This window comes from Kamptonema formosum PCC 6407 (assembly GCF_000332155.1).
GTDB lineage: Bacteria > Cyanobacteriota > Cyanobacteriia > Cyanobacteriales > Microcoleaceae > Kamptonema > Kamptonema formosum.
The window spans coordinates 647,451-663,619 of the sequence record NZ_KB235904.1 but is presented as its reverse complement, the minus strand read 5'-3'; the positions used below and the strand labels follow the sequence as shown (position 1 = coordinate 663,619).

Here is a 16,169-nt window from a genome sequence, read left to right as displayed (position 1 = left end):
TATACGCCATTATTGGAGCCATATTAGTATGACCAATTACAGCGCCGATCAAATTCAAATTCTTACACCTACCGAAGCAGTCCGCAAACGGCCGGGGATGTACATCGGTACAACAGGCGCGCGAGGACTCCACCATTTAGTTTACGAGGTTGTGGACAACTCCATCGACGAGGCGATGGCTGGCTACTGCACTCACATTCAGGTTGACATTAATGCTGATGGTTCCGTGACTGTAACAGATGACGGGCGCGGCATTCCTAGTGATATCGTTGCTAAGAATGGCAAATCATTCGTAGAAACAGTCTTGACGGTTCTTCACAGAGGGGAATGGTGCGATCGCGACAGCTACAAGGTTTCTGGGGGGCTACATGGAGTTGGAATAGCAGTCATCAATGCTTTGTCCGAGTGGTTGGAGGTGACAGTTTGGCGGAAGGAACAAATTTATACTCAGCGTTTTGAGAGAGGCATCCCAGTTACCGAATTGATAGCCAAACCCAGCTTAGAAAACCGCACGGGAACTTCAGTTACTTTCAAACCAGATTCGCAGATTTTCACCACTAGCATTGAGTTTGATTACAATACTTTTGCCATTCATTTGCGGCAAATTGCTTATGTCAATCCTGGTCTGACAATTATTTTGACTGACAACAGTTTGGAAATGCTCGATAGCAGTTCTCCCCGCATCGAAACCTACTGTTTTGAACTCGGCATCCGGGAATACGTCGCCTACTTAAACTCTGACAAAGAACCTCTGCACGAAGAAGTGATTTATATTGAGGGCGATCGCAACGGTATACAAGTACAAATAGCCTTTCAGTGGTACGTTCCGAGCGAATATGGCTACGACAAACTGTTGGGTTTTGCCAACTCCATCCGTACTATCGATGGCGGTACTCACATAGAGAGCTTAAAACTAGCGATCCCTCGCACGGTGAGCGCAATCGCTCACAAGCTAGGCAAGCTTAAAGATGCAGACACAAATTTAGGCTGGATGGATGGTTTCAATTGTGGCTACACTGGCATCATTGCTGTTAAGCTACCGAATCCGATTTTTGAAGGCCCAACCCGAACTCGTCTAGCTAATCTGGAAGTAAGAGAATTTATTGAATCTCTTGTGCGAGAGAAGTTGACAGAGTATCTGGAAGCTCACCCTGATGTAGCGATCGCGATCGTAGAACAAGCAATCCAGGCTCATAATACAGCCGTTACAAAACGTCAAGAGCGGGTATTGTTGCGCCAGCAAGAATTACTAAAAGATTGATTTACCTTTATGCTAGAGCGATCGCCCTTTCTGCAATCTTTGCAAGCGCGATCGCCATCAGCTAATTCGCTCTAACAGGACTTCATTAATCACTGTTTGATAGCCAATGCCTCTTTTTTTGGATTCTTCGATCGCCCAAGCTAGAACTTTCGGGTGAAGTTTGAGCGAAATTAATTCATACTTTTCTTCTTCATTTTTGGCGGGTAAATCTCGTTCTCTTAACTTGATGCCAAACTGTTCAGAAATTGCCGATCTGAATTTCTGGCTTTCTTCTGGTGTGACTCGTCTTGCCCTCTCGAACGGGAAGTCAGATTCCTTCTTCATATCTCTTGCGCTCTGTTTTTGTCGCTTTTAATGTTATGCTTAAGCCAATTAGACTCAGCTTTGTTCTCATCCCACTCAAACTGCATTTCTAGTATAGACTAAAAATATTTTCTCCAGTTATTTTATCCTAATCGATCGCTATTTATTATCTAGTAGTGAAACATTGGTGTACGATCTGCGATCGCACTCCCTAACTTCACCTTGCTAGCAGTCCCACCGCCAAATGTCAACAGGCGCGATAGCTCAAACCTTCAGGAGTGCATCCCCCCAATAAATTTATCTTGAGAATGCCCTAGCAGCGCCGTTAACCGTTTTATGCTATAATTTTTACAGTTTTTGCTTAAGAGCAGCTTTAGGGGCTTATACCCCATTATTGGAGCTATTTAGTATGACCAGCAGTTACAGCGCCGATCAAATTCAAGTTCTCGAAGGTCTCGAAGCAGTCCGCAAACGGCCGGGGATGTACATCGGTACAACAGGCCCGCGAGGACTACACCATCTAGTTTACGAGGTTGTGGACAACTCCATCGACGAGGCGCTGGCTGGCCACTGCACTCACATTGAAGTTGACATCAATGCCGATGGTTCCGTAACTGTAACAGATGACGGGCGCGGTATTCCCACCGGCATCGTTGCCAAGACGGGCAAATCGGGAATAGAAACAGTAATGACAGTGTTGCACGCCGGCGGTAAGTTTGGCGGCGGCGGCTACAAAGTTTCTGGAGGGTTACACGGGGTCGGTATTTCCGTTGTCAACGCCTTGTCTGAGTGGGTGGAAGTCACTGTTTGGCGCGATAAAAAGGTACACAATCAACGTTTTGAGCGCGGTATTCCCGTCACCGACCTCGTTGACAAGCCGAGTAAAGAAAATCGCAGTGGTACATCAGTTTCTTTCTTGCCTGATACGCAGATATTTAGTACAGGCATTGAGTTTGATTATACCATTCTTTCCGGGCGGTTGCGAGAATTAGCTTATCTGAATGCTGGCGTTAAAATTACGTTTAGCGATCGCAGATTGGAATTGCTCAAAAGCAGCGAACCCCACATCGAAACTTACTGCTATGAAGGCGGTATTAAAGAGTACATCGCTTACATGAACCGCGATAAGCAACCCCTACATGAAGAAGTAATTTTCATTCAAGGGGAACGCAATAATGTACAAGTAGAAGTTTCTTTGCAGTGGTGTATTGATGCCTACAGCGATAACGTTCTCGGCTTTGCAAACAACATCCGTACCATCGATGGCGGTACTCACTTAGAAGGGTTGAAGGCGGTGTTAACGCGGACAATGAACGCGATCGCCCGCAAACGCAATAAGATTAAAGAAAACGAACCTAATCTCGGCGGTGAAAATATTCGGGAAGGTTTGACAGCCGTTATTTCTGTAAAAGTACCTGACCCAGAATTTGAAGGTCAAACTAAAACCAAGTTAGGTAATACTGAAGTTCGGGGAATTGTCGATTCCTTGGTAGGCGAAGTATTAACAGAATATTTGGAGTTTCGCCCCCAAGTTGCCGACACCATTTTAGAGAAGGCAATTCAAGCCTTTAAAGCTGCTGAAGCCGCCCGCCGTGCCCGCGATTTAGTAAGGCGAAAATCAGTCCTAGAATCGTCTCCTTTGCCAGGGAAATTGGCTGATTGTAGTTCCAGAGATCCTTCAAAATCAGAGATATATCTCGTGGAAGGCGACTCCGCCGGTGGTAGTGCCAAACAAGGACGCGATCGCCAATTTCAAGCCATCCTACCTTTGCGCGGGAAAATTCTCAATATTGAGAAAACCGATGATGCCAAAATCTACAAGAATAATGAAATTCAATCACTAATTACTGCCTTGGGATTAGGGATCAGAGGCGATGAATTCGATCCTTCTCAATTGCGGTATCACCACATCGTAATTATGACTGATGCTGACGTAGATGGAGCCCATATCCGCACGTTATTGTTGACTTTCTTCTACCGCTATCAGCGATCGCTTGTCGATCAGGGTTATATTTACATTGCCTGCCCTCCACTATATAAGGTAGAACGAGGACGCAATCATTTCTACTGTTACAGCGATCGCGAACTCCAAAACCTAATCCGCAACGAATTCCCCGCTAATGCTAACTACACCATTCAGCGGTTCAAAGGTTTAGGTGAAATGATGCCACAACAGTTGTGGGAAACTACCATGAACCCTGAAAGTCGGACGCTGAAACGAGTTGAAATTGAAGATGCTGCTGAGGCCGACCGTATCTTTACAATTTTAATGGGCGATCGCGTCGCACCTCGCCGCGAATTCATCGAAACCTACGGCCCCAAACTCAACCTTACCGACTTGGATATTTAATTTGTAGGGTGGGCGCTGCGATTAGACAATCCCAGGAGAAAGCTTGTTAAGTCGCAGCGCCCACCTTACGACTAATCTCCAGCAAGACTTACACGCGCGGTCAAAAACCCGGTTTCTGCTAATATTTCTCGGATATATCGATAATTTTTCCCAGAAACCGGCTTTTTTGCCTAAGTTTTATAGCAACCACCAAGACAGTTAGGACACTCTAAATAGCCCAAACCATTGATTCTATACCCCCTCTTCCCCTAACTCTCTAGCCCTCTAACCCTCTAGCCTCTAACTCTCTAACCCTCTAACCCTCTTCCCCTAGCCCCTAGCCCCTAGCCCCTAGCCCCTTCTTCCCCTAGCTATATAAATCGTAATAAAATTTCTCATCAAATCAGTTTACGCTAGCAATTCAGGTGACTTTGAGCTGGTTCGTGAATTGACCAGCAAACACAAAACTTGAACTCTAGAAAAATATTAGATTATGACCATCAACTTAGCAGCCAAATTACGTGAAGGAACGAAAAAAGCCCACACGATGGCAGAAAACGTGGGTTTTGTCAAGTGCTTTTTAAAAGGCGTTGTCGAAAAAAATTCATACCGGCCTTTGGTGGGTAACTTCTATTTCATTTACTCAGCAATGGAAGAGGAAATCGAACGCCACCGCAATCATCCCGTTGTTTCCAAAATTTACTTTCCTGAGTTGAATCGCAAACAAAGCCTAGAGAACGATTTAGCCTACTATTACGGCCCTCAATGGCGCGATGTGGTAGCCCCATCGAAGGCTGCTAAAGCTTACGTTGAGAGAATTAGAGAAATTTCGGCAACAGAACCGGAATTATTAATTTCTCACTCTTACACTCGCTACATCGGCGATTTGTCCGGCGGTCAAATTCTCAAAGGAATTGCTGTACGGGCGATGAATCTGTCGGATGGGGTTGGTACTGATTTCTACGAATTCCCTGGAATTCCAGATGAGAAGGCGTTTAAAAATAACTACCGTCAATCTCTGGATAGTTTAGATTTGGATGATGCTACTTGCGATCGCATTGTCGATGAAGCAAACGCAGCTTTTGGCATGAACATGAAATTATTCATGGAATTGGAAGGCAGCTTAGTGAAAGCGATCGGTCAAATGCTCTACAATACGCTTACCCGCAAGCGTGGTACTGGTAGTACAGAATTAGTTACTGCTGAGTAGATAGCGATCGATTCGAGATAATTTAATCTTCTCTAGAGAAGATAGTTTTAAAATCCTGGGGGTTTGATGGCTTTGAAGCAGTCACCAAATCTCCGGGATTTTGCATTATAATTTTTGCATTATAATTACTCAGAGATCGCTAGATTCTATTTCTCTCGATAACATAGGAGAGCAAAAACAATGGTGATGACACAATCCCCCACCCAATTCAGAACAGCCCCAATCAAAATCACCTGGGAAAAACTACCAGACGATTATAAATTAGAAGAGGAACCTGTGGAAAATACTGGTCAACCCTTGATTGCTGGTGCTTTACGAGAAACCCTAGAACTAATTGGTTTTATCAAGCCAGAAATGTTAATCGCCTCCAATTTTGGACTCTGTGCCACCATTGATGAACAGTTAGTAATTAAAGCCCCAGATTGGGTGTATATTCCTTCAGTTGAGCCACTTGCACAAGCAAAATCCCGGAGGAGTTATACATCAAACTTAGAAGGAGAAGTCCCGGAAATTGTGATGGAATTTCTCTCAGAAACTGATGGCGGTGAGTATTCAGTAAAGCGCACATATCCGCCGGGAAAATGGTTTTTTTACGAACAAGTTCTGAAAGTTAAAACATATATAATTTTTGAGCCAGACGCGGGACTTTTAGAAGTTTATCGCCTACAAGGAGAGCGGTATGAATTAGAAATACCGCAGGAAAATGGTCGCCATTGGATGCCTGAAATGGGATTATTTTTAGGAACATGGCGAGGGAAAAAGGAAGAACATACGAGTTATTGGTTGCGTTGGTGGGATGAATCTGGGAATTTGCTACCTTGGGCAGTAGAACAAATTGAAATTGAACGTCAAAGGGCGGAACAGGAACACCAAAGGGCGGAACAGGAACGTCAAAGGGCGGAACAGGAACGTCAAAGGGCGGAACAGGAACACCAAAGGGCGGAACGTTTAGCTCAGTATTTACGTTCTCAAGGGATTAATCCCGATCGATTGAGTGAATAAGCTGTCGCGCAAGTAAGTATAAGGAAGAAGGAAGAAGGATTTAGTTATCTATAGCAATCCTAAATGAATCGTAAATTTTTTACCCCACCCCAACCCTCCCCTTGCTAAGGGGAGGGAGTAAGAAATTCACAAATGATTTAGGATTGCTATAGGAGAGAAGGAAGAATGTTTATACAGTCAGCTTTTTAGCCATCCCGATCTTATGTTTGATTAGGTGGATTTACTTAAATCCACCTAATAGACATCTCCAATAAACCTTGTGGAACGGGGCTTTTTGTGAGATGTCTAATTAAACGTAAGAACCGGATGGCTAAAACCTAGCTATATAAGCATTCTTCATTCTTCCTTCTACACAGTTAACGGTTAACCATTGACAATTCAGTATATGCAGCATACACGGCTTTGACATTATACCAATTGAGAAATATCCGGGCAATTTCTAATGCTAACTGCGACTTACCTTGAGCGATTAGCCATTGCAAAAAACCAGCCATTGTCTTCTCATTCAGACTCCCACCCAGAGAAAGGATACCCCAAAGTACGCGATGTAACCACGTCATTTGAATCATCATCCGCACTTCCCAAGTGGGATGTTTTTGATAAAACAAAACCCCCATTCTTCCCCGTTGAATTTCGCGATCGATCATCGATGGAATTTGGTCTAAAGCAAAAGGTGGATGCCAATGATATCCCATAGCAGCGGGACATTTAATCAGTTTTAAACCTAATTTTTTCAGACGGACACCTAACTCTAAATCTTCCCATCCGTAAAGTTGAAAGCGGGTATCAAATAAGCCAGCTTCTATTAGCCAGTGACGCGCGATCGCGACATTTCCAGTCGCAAAGTAAGCGGCAGAAAAATCCGTAATCTTGTAAGGTTCAGCCGTAGGATTCTCAAAGTTGCAGGTATTAATGACGCTACCGTAAGTAAAAGCCAGATCGCTTTCCTTATAACCTTCAATCAAAGCCTCTGCATGAGCTTGTAGAAAATGCTCGGTTACTACTAAATCGCTATCAATAAAAATAATTGTATCGCCCTGAGCTTGCTCAACTCCCAAATTCCTAGCTGCTGCTGGGCCTTGATGACTTTGGGAAAGCGCTCGCACATGAGGTAACTTGTCTGCATTAGCCGCTAACCATTCCAGCGTACCATCCGTAGAACCATCATCCACTACGATCGCCTCATAGCCGCTGACAATATCCCCGAAATTCTGGCATTCTAAGGCTAAAAGACACTTCTGCAAAATCGGTTTACGATTATACGTCGGAATCACTACACTGAAAAACACGGCTCTCTCCCATCGCGACATACATCTCCAGTATCCTATCCGCAGTCACCCCGAACAAGCAAATATTGGCAACAAGCATAAATCTGTGCGATCGCTAACAAGATAAGGGTGAAATTAGGTACATAATAAAACGTCTGTTATTTTCAGGACGTAAATACCAATGGGTCGTGCTACCAAAGTTGTACTAGCATATTCTGGCGGAGTTGATACCTCCGTCTGCATTCCTTACCTCAAAAACGAGTGGGGTGTCGAAGAAGTAATCACTCTGGCGGCGGATTTGGGACAAGGAGACGAATTAGAACCCATCCGTAAAAAAGCCTTAGCATCAGGCGCGTCGATATCCCTTGTCATCGATGGGACAGAGAGTTTTGTCAAAGATTGCGCCTTTCCCGCCATTCAAGCTAACGCCCTTTATGAGAATCGCTATCCCCTTTCCACAGCCCTAGCTCGTCCGCTAATTGCTAAGATGTTGGTAGATGCTGCGGAAAAATATGGTGCGGATGCGATCGCGCACGGTTGTACTGGTAAAGGCAACGATCAGGTACGATTTGACGTATCTATCGGCGCACTCAATCCTAACATCAAAATTCTAGCACCAGCGCGGGAATGGAAGATGAGCCGCGAGGAAACCATCGCTTACGGCGAAAAATTTGGCATCCCTTCCCCTGTGAAAAAGTCTTCACCTTATAGCCTGGATCGTAACTTATTAGGGATGGCGATCGAAGCCGGAATCCTCGAAGATCCTTGGGAAGAACCGCCGGAAGATATTTATTTAATGACGAAGGCGATCGCAGATACACCTAACGAACCCGAATATATTGAAATCGGATTTGAAAAAGGCATTCCTGTCACTCTTAACGGTAACGCTGTCTCACCAGTTGCTTTAGTTCAACAATTAAATCAAATTGTTGGTAATCACGGTGTCGGCCGCATTGACATGGTAGAAAATCGCCTAATTGGAATTAAATCTCGCGAAATTTACGAAACACCAGCGCTTTCTGTTTTAATTCAAGCACACCGAGATTTAGAGAGTTTGACCTTAACCGCAGATGTCACTCATTATAAGCGTGGCATTGAAGAAACCTACAGCCAAATCATTTATAATGGTCAGTGGTATAGCCCGCTGAAAGCTGCTTTAGATGCCTTTGTTTTGAAGACACAAGAACGAGTAACTGGTGTCGTTCGCGTTAAACTTTTTAAAGGGAATGCCACAGTTGTCGGGCGGAAATCTGAGAATTCTCTCTATAGTTTCGACTTAGCAACTTACGGATCGGATGACCAATTCGATCACAAAGCTGCTGAAGGCTTTATCTATGTTTGGGGATTACCTACTCGCGTTTGGTCGCAAAAGGGTAGAAGCTAAATTGTAGCACGAATTTGCCAGGGAATCAATTCCCTGGCATTAAGTGAAAGTCGGTTTCAATTAACATCTTGTACCATTACCAAAATCTTGTAGGGGCGGGTTCGCCAAAAGCTTTATCATGTTTAGCAAAGGCTGAAAAACCCGCCCCCACCCGGCGACAATTCCTATCTTGATATGGGTAAAAGATATCAATTTCTCCCTTCGGCTATAAAAGTAATGAAGAAATTTATCAAGGGATATTTTATCAGTTTATTTAATCCTCAACTTGCACCTACAGCATTGAAAGTTGCCTTATTTATTGGTACAATTCTATTAATAATTAATCACGGTTATGCTTTGTTTCGAGGACAAATGACCAGCGATCGCTGGATATCTGTGTTGCTGACATATTGTATGCCTTATCTAGTTAATATACACGGTCAATATATCAGTAACTCACGAAAAAAATGAGATGCACCTAGTAATTAAAGACTCTACAAGCTGTTTGGCAATAACTTCTAATTGCCGATTACAGATTCATTTAAAATGACCCGATCGTTCTGTATCACCTGTAACCGATAGCGATTAATTGAGTAGGTGACATCATTGTTGGTTGCGTAGTAAGTCCCGTCATCCCCACTTGTGACATTCATTACATTGACTTGGCTACCATCTTTTCCTACGCCTCGGTAAAAGAAGGAACCATCTCCTGTCTCACAAATGTACACAAAAAAGTTATTAGTTTCGTAAGATTCTACCACTGAAGCCCTGGGACAACCTTCGACTTGTGCAACTTGGATAGGCTGATTCGCAGCGCTAGCTGCGAGTGAGAGTGAGGGAGTTAATAACCCAAAAGTTGTCACACAAATCAGCGAGAATTTGAATCCATTCATAGGCTTAACCTGAGATGTTTTCAGCATGAAATTCCTGCCAAGTATTGAACTAATACTAGCTTAAACAATTTTTTCCTGATGTCAAGATAAATCAGGAAAAATTCCTCAACAAAATTCCTAATTCTTTAGTCCGCGTAGGCGGACTTTGTTTGTGTAGATGCGATTTTAATCGCCCAATAATAAATGCTACTGAAGCTTAAATCCTTTAGCTGCTAATTGTTGACGGAGACTTTGAATAATTACATAATCAAGAGTATTATCTCCCCCATTAGGATTAACTTGACGTTGTTTAGCAACATATTCCTCACGTTGTCGAGATAAGTCACGAATACTAGCTTGAATTCTCTCTCTTTCAGCTTTCTTGGCCGCTACATACTCGCGCTTTTGTCCTAAAGTCATACCCCGCATCACTGGCGGTAAAGCATCATTTGATAATCGCTCAAGAGTGACAATTCCTCGATCGAGAGCATCAATTAAATCCCAAGAAGCATTGCTATAATAGTCAGAAACTTTTGAGCTACTACGGAGTGCTAAATTTTCACCAGCGTTACTATCTTCCATCGCCTGACGTTGTTGACCAACTGCTCCTTCTCTACCATAGGGAATGTAGGTTTGATTGAGTTGATCGTTCAACTTAGTAATTTGGTCATCGTAAGGAGACTTGATAACTTCAATCTTTCTGTCTTGGTTAATATTGAAGTGACTACCTTGTGCTAAAATAGCTCCTGAAGCCCAAAGTTGTCGCTCTTGACTTTCTGCTGAACCACAATAGATAGTGTTAACTAAAACATTTTCCCCAGTAGCAAGAGTAACAGATTCTCGCCAAGGAATCGGGCCTTGATCGAAGGGTTCGTTACCCGCAATAAAAACAACGCGAAAATCTGCTGGATCTTTACTCCAGTTTAATTCTTTAAGAGCGGAACGGATTACCCAACCAGCATATTCTTGACCGCCGTTAGTTTTGATGCTGAATAGCTTTTCGGATACTAAATCTAATTCGGGAGTAAAGCCAGTTAGCAGTCTGACAAAACCTTCTTGGGAAGGTAAATTGTCATTACCATAATGATAGAGTGCAACTTCTAACTCTGGCACTTCGCCATCTTTAGTTACTTTAGTTAAGGCATTAACAACTTGCCAAATTTGCGTGCGAGTTTGCTCAATCAGTCCATCCATGCTATTACTAGAATCTAGGAGAATAGCCATCTGAATTTTAGCTTTGGCAAAGGCTTGGCTGGGGAAACATAACAGACTCAAGGTAAGCGTGGTAGAGAATAAAATTCGAGTTAGTTTCTGCATAGGTTTTCGGGTTTCATCTATCAAACAGTATTGTCGGCAAATCTAGCTTAAATTTAGCCGATGAGTTTTTCCGTTACCATAAATGTAACAATAAGTAAAAATGATGTTTGCGATCGCGCTAGCTACTGGTAGTAACACCTATACGTAGTTGATGCTGCGGTATAATATGGCTTAAAGGCTTGTTCCGTAACGCCGCCCTCTGGGCGGTGACTTTACCACCCAGAGGGCGGCGCTACAAATTATCTGTAACTATTTATCAATTGACAAGAGCATCTTTATACTCATTAAAATATGCAAAGATATCTTCACGTAATTATATTATTTTGGAGTACCGCGATCGCAGCGGAACTAGAGTATCGCATTAACTTCCTCTTAGCTGCACTCAGTAGCGTTGGAAACCTTGCTGGTAGCCTATTTGGACTGTTTCTCTTCTATCGCACTGGCTACACCTTCGCGGGCTGGAAATGGGAAGAAGCCCTAGTCGTGCTCGGTATATTTACCATCCTCCAAGGCTTTTCCGCCATCTTCCTTGTACCCAACCTTAACCGCATTGTCGATCAAGTTCAACAAGGGACTCTTGATTTTGTACTTCTCAAACCAATTAGTTCCCAGTTTTGGCTATCCGCACGCACAGTTTCCCCTTGGGGAATACCGGATTTAGTATTTGGAATTGTGGTATTAGTCTACTCAGCCAACAAACTAGGAATAGGGCCGATCAATTGTATTTTGAGTATCATACCCTTGGCATTTGGCATGATTAGCCTTTATAGTTTGTGGTTTATGTTAGGGTCGATGACTATTTGGTTTGTTAAAATCTATAATGTTACTGAAGTTCTTAGAGGTTTGTTAGAAGCAGGTAGATATCCGATGGCGGCTTATCCCGCAGCTTACCGTTTCTTTTTTACCTTCGTTGTACCTGTGGCTTTTCTAACTACTGTTCCCGCAGAAACTCTACTCGGTAGAGGAGAAATATTATGGATTTTTGGGGCGGGAGTTTTAGCGATCGCACTTTTTTTAGCCTCTTGTCTCTTCTGGCGATTTGCCTTACGTTTTTATACGAGTGCTTCTAGTTAATGAAGGATTAATCGGGACAATTCTTTAACAAACCCGCTGATATATCACCTCGTGATGATTTTGCTAAGGTCATTCTAAACCATCCTCTAAAGTGATATCCCAAGCTTCTCTTTCTTCAAGTTCCTCTTGCCAATCTTCAGGGCGATCGCGTAGAGTAATATAAGCCAATACGGTTCACTTAAGACTAGGCCGTGCTTAAAATAGTAAAAATAGGAGGATTCATTTTTATTCCAGTATCTCTATGTTGAACTTTTTTGGAGATGAATTTTGAAACAGGCTTTTTCACTACTCTAGGGTTATTTCTCTGCACCCTTTCCGGTAAACTTTGGTCAAGTATCTCCAAAGTTAACCAACTTAAAAAAAGGGAAGTTCTTGTGGTTCTAATCGCTGAAATTTTGGGAGTGCACGACGAATAACTCGTAATGTTCCCGTAAAAGATAGACGTAATGGTGAAATCTCTGCACCCCAAGCTGCTTGACAAATTAATGACCGCACCGCCCAATGTCCTAATAATAGACCATAAATTTCTTGCACTACTTCCTTCGGTCTTTGAGAACGAATATGAATTTTTCGCTCTAAGAGATGTACTTTAAGTTCATCTATCGAATATTAAATGTGTTCCTGCTTCTACTAAAATGACTAATCTTGCTTTTGGAAATGCAGCTCTTGTACCTGGACGACTCCCTGGACGGCCAAAAACTCTGGCATTTTCATCACTGTCTGGGATGTCTAAGCAGGTTCCATCTATCGCTATAATTCTCAATCCATTGAGAAAAGCTCCTACTGTTTCAACCGTAGCCATTGGTTTTACCAACTGATGAAATAACTGTGTCATTACTCCTGCTCCTAATCTTTGTCGGGCTTGAGTAATAGCTGCTTTACATGGGACTTTCCAATATTTACCAGTTTTTAACCATACTTCATTAAGACCATCCATTAGATTTTTTAACACATCCCGCATTGAGTCTTTTGACCACAGGCTCATTGCTATTATTAGACATACTACCAGTTGTGATGGTAGCCCGCGATGCCGTTTTTCCTTAACGTTTGTTTTGAGAATCGCCGCTTCTATTGCTGTTGATGGAATTGCTACCTCTATAGCTTTGAATATCTCCTTACTTTTGAGCTTAGGAGATTCTAATAATAATTTTTTAAAATGCACTGTCCTTGATTTCCTTTTTTGTACATAATACCTAGTTTACCACTTTTTCAGCCTTAAGTGAACCGTATTGGGATATAACCATTTCTGACTTAGGCAATGCCGCGATTTATTGTTCAAAGGAAAGATATCCTTATTCAATAGGGAAAATGCCGAAAATATGACATTTTTATTGCTGACTGCTTCCCAAACTCAGCAGTTCCCTATTTTAATTTTTCTTAATGAAGAGAGATATAGCAGGAGGCAGGAGGTAGAGTTGAGGGAAGATAGGGAACATGGGGAAGGTAGCAATTAGCAATTAGCAATTAGCAATTAGCAATTAGCCATTAGCCATTAGCCATTAGCAATTAGCAATTAGCCATTAGCCATTAGCAATTAGCAATTAGCCATTAGCCATTAGCAATTAGCAATTAGCCATTAGCCATTAGCCATTACCAATTACCAATTACCAATTACCAATTAAATTGATTTATCACTCAATTGTGTTGCCATTACCGCAAGGCGATCGTATTCCCCTTGCAATTGCTGCAAAATGCGAGTATAAACAGGGATAATTTTCTGATAAACCTTCACATTTTTGGGAATTGGTCGGTATTGCGAACTTTGTCCGAGCATCTGGTAAACAGCATTTAAGTCAGAAATTTTACCTAGTGCGTAAAGTCCTAAAACTGCTGCTCCCAGACTGCCACTTTCATAACTATCTAGTACGTTAATCTCGCACTGAAAAACATCAGCCAAAAGTTGCCGAAAAAAGTTATTTTTCATCAACCCTCCCGTTGCCTTAACCGTTTTAAATTCGCCAATTTCCTCTTGTAAAGCGCCTGCAACTAAGTATAAATTAAAAACGATTCCTTCCAACATTGCTCGAATTAAATGGGCTCTTGTATGCCGCAGAGTCATCCCGACAAAAGAACCGCTGGCGTTAGCATTCCAAAGCGGCGATCGCTCTCCTGCTAAATAAGGATGAAAAATCAAACCTTCCGCTCCGGGAGGTACAGTTTGTGCTAGATTAATTAATAAGTCATAAGGGTCTTGACCTTCCTGTTGGGCGATCGCGACCTCATTTGCTCCTAAATTATCGCGAATCCAGCGCAAAATTATCCCGCTGCTATTAACAGCACCGCCAATTACCCAATAGTTTTCAGTCAAAGCATAGCAGAACAATCGCTCTTTTGGATCTGTCTGAGGTCGATCGATAACAGCACGAATTGCCCCGCTAGTTCCTAGTGTCACCGCTACGATTCCCGGTGAAATTGCCCCGACACTTAAGTTAGATAATGCGCCATCGCTAGCACCGACAACGATAGGCGTATTTGCAGGAATTCCCATCTCAGCAGCAATAGCTGGGTTAATATCTGGAACTATATGCGTAGTCGGGACTAATTGCGATAAATGCTGTTCAGTAATTCCTGCTATTTCCAGTGCTTCTTTGTCCCAAGCTAATGCTTGTAAATTCATTAACCCCGTTGCCGAAGCTATGGAATAATCTACTATATATTGTTGAAATAATCGATAAAAAACGTATTCTTTAATCGAAATAAACTTAGCAGATTTATTAAATAATTCTGGTTGTTCGTTGCGAAGCCAAATTAATTTTACCAAAGGAGACATCGCATGAATTGGCATTCCTGTGCGGCGGTAAAGAGCGCGTCCTTTTTCCTGTTGTTTGAGTAAAATAGCCTGTTTAGCACTGCGGTTATCGGCCCAAGTAATACTCTTAGTAAGCAACTTATTATTGTTATCAATCGCAATCAAGCTGTGCATTGCTGCACTAAAGGACAAACACAAAATTTCAGCCGGATTGATCGCGCTATTTTTTACTACTGAGTTTACTGATTTAACAACGGCTGCAAAAATCTCTTCTGGATCTTGTTCTGCTACTCCCGTCGCGGGTGTAGACAAGGGATACTCGATGAAATATTGACCAACCTGCTCGCCTTTTTCTGTAAACAGAACAGCTTTAGTGCTGGTAGTGCCGATATCTACTCCGATCGCATAGCCATGAATATTCATGGTAAAAAACTAATCACAAATTACAAAGAACCTCGACATTGAGCTGATTTCATTAAATCATGGATTGCACCATTACTATCACCTAAATTTGAACGAGTAACAGCTCTGTTGTAGTAAGCTTGAGCTTGATGGGGATTTAGCTCGATCGCAGAGTTAAAATCTGCTAGTGCTTCCTTTTTGTTCCCAGAGTTGTAGTGAATAATCCCGCGATTCAAGTAAGATTTACCACATTTAGGATTAATGGCTAGTGCTAAACTGTAATCAACTAGAGCTCCGGCTTCGTCTCCCATGCGACTGCGAATAAATCCCCGATTACTGTAAAATTTAGCATTTTTGGAATTGAGCTTGATTGCCATATTTAAATCTTGTAAAGCTGAGTATTTATCACCCAAATTGTAGCGAGCCACGCCTCGATCGTTGTAAGCGTAAGCGGAATCGGGATTAATATTTAGAGCCATGTTGAAATTTTCTATGGCCCCTCCAAAGTCTTGTTTGGCAAGTTTTTTGACACCCTGAAGATAAAAGCTTCTATCAGTTTTATTAGAAGTTACGGTTGTTTGAGGATTGGCTTTTTGAGCGGGCAATTTTTTGGTCTTGACAAAACGAAGACCTAAAATATTGATAGAGTTGAAAAGAGCTGTGACAGTGAGGGTGCTGGGAAGAATGGGGACAGTAGACATAAGACAAGAGGCGCTTAACTCGATAGTCTTATCATCTCGCCTTTCTCCAGAAGCATAAGTGATAGCCGCACTCGGAGGAATGTGATTATTTCGAGGCTAATGAGTGACGGCATCGATTTAAACTAAGTGATGAGCTGTTACTGATGTGTACGATCGCAGTCACAACTACAGATGAGGTCTGCGATACAGAGGCTAAATTCGCGATCGATCGCTACTCTAGATGGGATAGCACCCTCCCAAACCCACGCCAGAGTTGCGTCAATAACTTTTTTAAGGATTTTTTTAGGTTTCATCGCTCTCAAGAGGTAAGAAAATAGA

General features: G+C 42.5%; 14 protein-coding genes and 1 pseudogene. 7 read left to right on the top strand and 8 right to left on the bottom strand.

The annotated features are described in order from the left end of the window. Positions 1 to 28: 28 nt before the first annotated feature. Complete coding sequence (locus OSCIL6407_RS31010; RefSeq protein WP_007354551.1) at positions 29 to 1,261, top strand: ATP-binding protein; 1,233 nt, start codon at positions 29 to 31, stop codon at positions 1,259 to 1,261. A 57-nt stretch (positions 1,262 to 1,318) separates the two neighbouring features. Here OSCIL6407_RS31010 and OSCIL6407_RS0119855 read toward each other — a convergent pair whose 3' ends face one another. Then, positions 1,319 to 1,585: a BrnA antitoxin family protein gene (locus tag OSCIL6407_RS0119855; protein ID WP_007354552.1), complete on the bottom strand. Its 267-nt coding sequence runs from the start codon at positions 1,583 to 1,585 to the stop codon at positions 1,319 to 1,321. Between the two features lie 388 nt (positions 1,586 to 1,973). Here OSCIL6407_RS0119855 and gyrB point away from each other — a divergent pair, with 388 nt between their 5' ends. From gyrB to OSCIL6407_RS0119835, 3 genes are all read left to right on the top strand, one after another. After that, complete coding sequence (gyrB, locus tag OSCIL6407_RS0119845) at positions 1,974 to 3,914, top strand: DNA topoisomerase (ATP-hydrolyzing) subunit B (protein WP_007354553.1); 1,941 nt, start codon at positions 1,974 to 1,976, stop codon at positions 3,912 to 3,914. Between the two features lie 472 nt (positions 3,915 to 4,386). After that, positions 4,387 to 5,103 carry a biliverdin-producing heme oxygenase gene (locus OSCIL6407_RS0119840; protein WP_007354554.1) on the top strand — a complete coding sequence of 239 codons (717 nt, stop codon included), beginning with the start codon at positions 4,387 to 4,389 and terminating at the stop codon, positions 5,101 to 5,103. A 180-nt stretch (positions 5,104 to 5,283) separates the two neighbouring features. Continuing rightward, entirely contained in the window at positions 5,284 to 6,105 is an 822-nt protein-coding gene (locus tag OSCIL6407_RS0119835) for a Uma2 family endonuclease (RefSeq protein ID WP_007354555.1), read from the top strand. Between the two features lie 356 nt (positions 6,106 to 6,461). On the opposite strand, the gene OSCIL6407_RS0119830 is transcribed toward OSCIL6407_RS0119835, so the two are convergent. Further along, positions 6,462 to 7,394, bottom strand: coding sequence for a glycosyltransferase family 2 protein (locus OSCIL6407_RS0119830; RefSeq protein WP_026103789.1), 933 nt, complete (start codon positions 7,392 to 7,394; stop codon positions 6,462 to 6,464). Between the two features lie 160 nt (positions 7,395 to 7,554). Here OSCIL6407_RS0119830 and OSCIL6407_RS0119825 point away from each other — a divergent pair, with 160 nt between their 5' ends. Beyond that, a complete protein-coding gene (locus OSCIL6407_RS0119825) occupies positions 7,555 to 8,757 on the top strand; it encodes an argininosuccinate synthase (protein WP_007357126.1) in 1,203 nt (400 codons plus the stop codon). 216 nt (positions 8,758 to 8,973) lie between these two features. After that, a complete protein-coding gene (gene nrtS / locus OSCIL6407_RS32815; RefSeq protein ID WP_007357125.1) occupies positions 8,974 to 9,207 on the top strand; it encodes a nitrate/nitrite transporter NrtS in 234 nt (77 codons plus the stop codon). A gap of 47 nt (positions 9,208 to 9,254) precedes the next feature. Here the strand turns inward: nrtS and OSCIL6407_RS0119815 are convergent, their stop codons facing one another. Together OSCIL6407_RS0119815 and OSCIL6407_RS0119810 are read right to left on the bottom strand one after the other, a co-directional pair. After that, positions 9,255 to 9,629, bottom strand: coding sequence for a hypothetical protein (locus tag OSCIL6407_RS0119815; RefSeq protein ID WP_234708786.1), 375 nt, complete (start codon positions 9,627 to 9,629; stop codon positions 9,255 to 9,257). A gap of 186 nt (positions 9,630 to 9,815) precedes the next feature. After that, complete coding sequence (locus tag OSCIL6407_RS0119810) at positions 9,816 to 10,925, bottom strand: vWA domain-containing protein (RefSeq protein WP_007357123.1); 1,110 nt, start codon at positions 10,923 to 10,925, stop codon at positions 9,816 to 9,818. 291 nt (positions 10,926 to 11,216) lie between these two features. On the opposite strand from OSCIL6407_RS0119810, the gene OSCIL6407_RS0119805 reads away from it, so the two are divergent. Beyond that, a complete protein-coding gene (locus tag OSCIL6407_RS0119805; protein WP_007357122.1) occupies positions 11,217 to 11,999 on the top strand; it encodes an ABC transporter permease in 783 nt (260 codons plus the stop codon). A 354-nt stretch (positions 12,000 to 12,353) separates the two neighbouring features. On the opposite strand, the pseudogene OSCIL6407_RS0119790 reads toward OSCIL6407_RS0119805, so the two are convergent. The 4 genes and pseudogenes from OSCIL6407_RS0119790 to OSCIL6407_RS35490 all read right to left on the bottom strand — a co-directional run bounded on the left by OSCIL6407_RS0119790 (position 12,354) and on the right by OSCIL6407_RS35490 (position 16,144). After that, positions 12,354 to 13,071: pseudogene (locus OSCIL6407_RS0119790) on the bottom strand (transposase domain-containing protein). A 546-nt stretch (positions 13,072 to 13,617) separates the two neighbouring features. After that, positions 13,618 to 15,171, bottom strand: coding sequence for a gluconokinase (gene gntK / locus OSCIL6407_RS0119780; RefSeq protein ID WP_019487580.1), 1,554 nt, complete (start codon positions 15,169 to 15,171; stop codon positions 13,618 to 13,620). Between the two features lie 20 nt (positions 15,172 to 15,191). Further along, entirely contained in the window at positions 15,192 to 15,851 is a 660-nt protein-coding gene (locus OSCIL6407_RS0119775) for a tetratricopeptide repeat protein (RefSeq protein ID WP_007354494.1), read from the bottom strand. 137 nt (positions 15,852 to 15,988) lie between these two features. Further along, on the bottom strand, positions 15,989 to 16,144 hold the full coding sequence (locus OSCIL6407_RS35490) for a hypothetical protein (RefSeq protein ID WP_155523412.1): 156 nt from the start codon (positions 16,142 to 16,144) through the stop codon (positions 15,989 to 15,991). Positions 16,145 to 16,169: the final 25 nt, after the last annotated feature.

Bases quoted from the DNA above. Each gene is read 5' to 3' on its own strand.
- nrtS (WP_007357125.1), top strand. From the start codon at position 8,974: ATGAAGAAATTTATCAAGGGATATTTTATCAGTTTATTTAATCCTCAA.
- OSCIL6407_RS0119825 (WP_007357126.1), top strand. From the start codon at position 7,555: ATGGGTCGTGCTACCAAAGTTGTACTAGCATATTCTGGCGGAGTTGAT.
- OSCIL6407_RS0119840 (WP_007354554.1), top strand. From the start codon at position 4,387: ATGACCATCAACTTAGCAGCCAAATTACGTGAAGGAACGAAAAAAGCC.
- OSCIL6407_RS0119855 (WP_007354552.1), bottom strand. From the start codon at position 1,585: ATGAAGAAGGAATCTGACTTCCCGTTCGAGAGGGCAAGACGAGTCACA.
- OSCIL6407_RS0119835 (WP_007354555.1), top strand. From the start codon at position 5,284: ATGGTGATGACACAATCCCCCACCCAATTCAGAACAGCCCCAATCAAA.
- OSCIL6407_RS0119805 (WP_007357122.1), top strand. From the start codon at position 11,217: ATGCAAAGATATCTTCACGTAATTATATTATTTTGGAGTACCGCGATC.
- OSCIL6407_RS0119775 (WP_007354494.1), bottom strand. From the start codon at position 15,851: ATGTCTACTGTCCCCATTCTTCCCAGCACCCTCACTGTCACAGCTCTT.
- OSCIL6407_RS31010 (WP_007354551.1), top strand. From the start codon at position 29: ATGACCAATTACAGCGCCGATCAAATTCAAATTCTTACACCTACCGAA.
- gntK (WP_019487580.1), bottom strand. From the start codon at position 15,171: ATGAATATTCATGGCTATGCGATCGGAGTAGATATCGGCACTACCAGC.
- OSCIL6407_RS0119815 (WP_234708786.1), bottom strand. From the start codon at position 9,629: ATGAATGGATTCAAATTCTCGCTGATTTGTGTGACAACTTTTGGGTTA.
- OSCIL6407_RS0119810 (WP_007357123.1), bottom strand. From the start codon at position 10,925: ATGCAGAAACTAACTCGAATTTTATTCTCTACCACGCTTACCTTGAGT.
- gyrB (WP_007354553.1), top strand. From the start codon at position 1,974: ATGACCAGCAGTTACAGCGCCGATCAAATTCAAGTTCTCGAAGGTCTC.
- OSCIL6407_RS35490 (WP_155523412.1), bottom strand. From the start codon at position 16,144: ATGAAACCTAAAAAAATCCTTAAAAAAGTTATTGACGCAACTCTGGCG.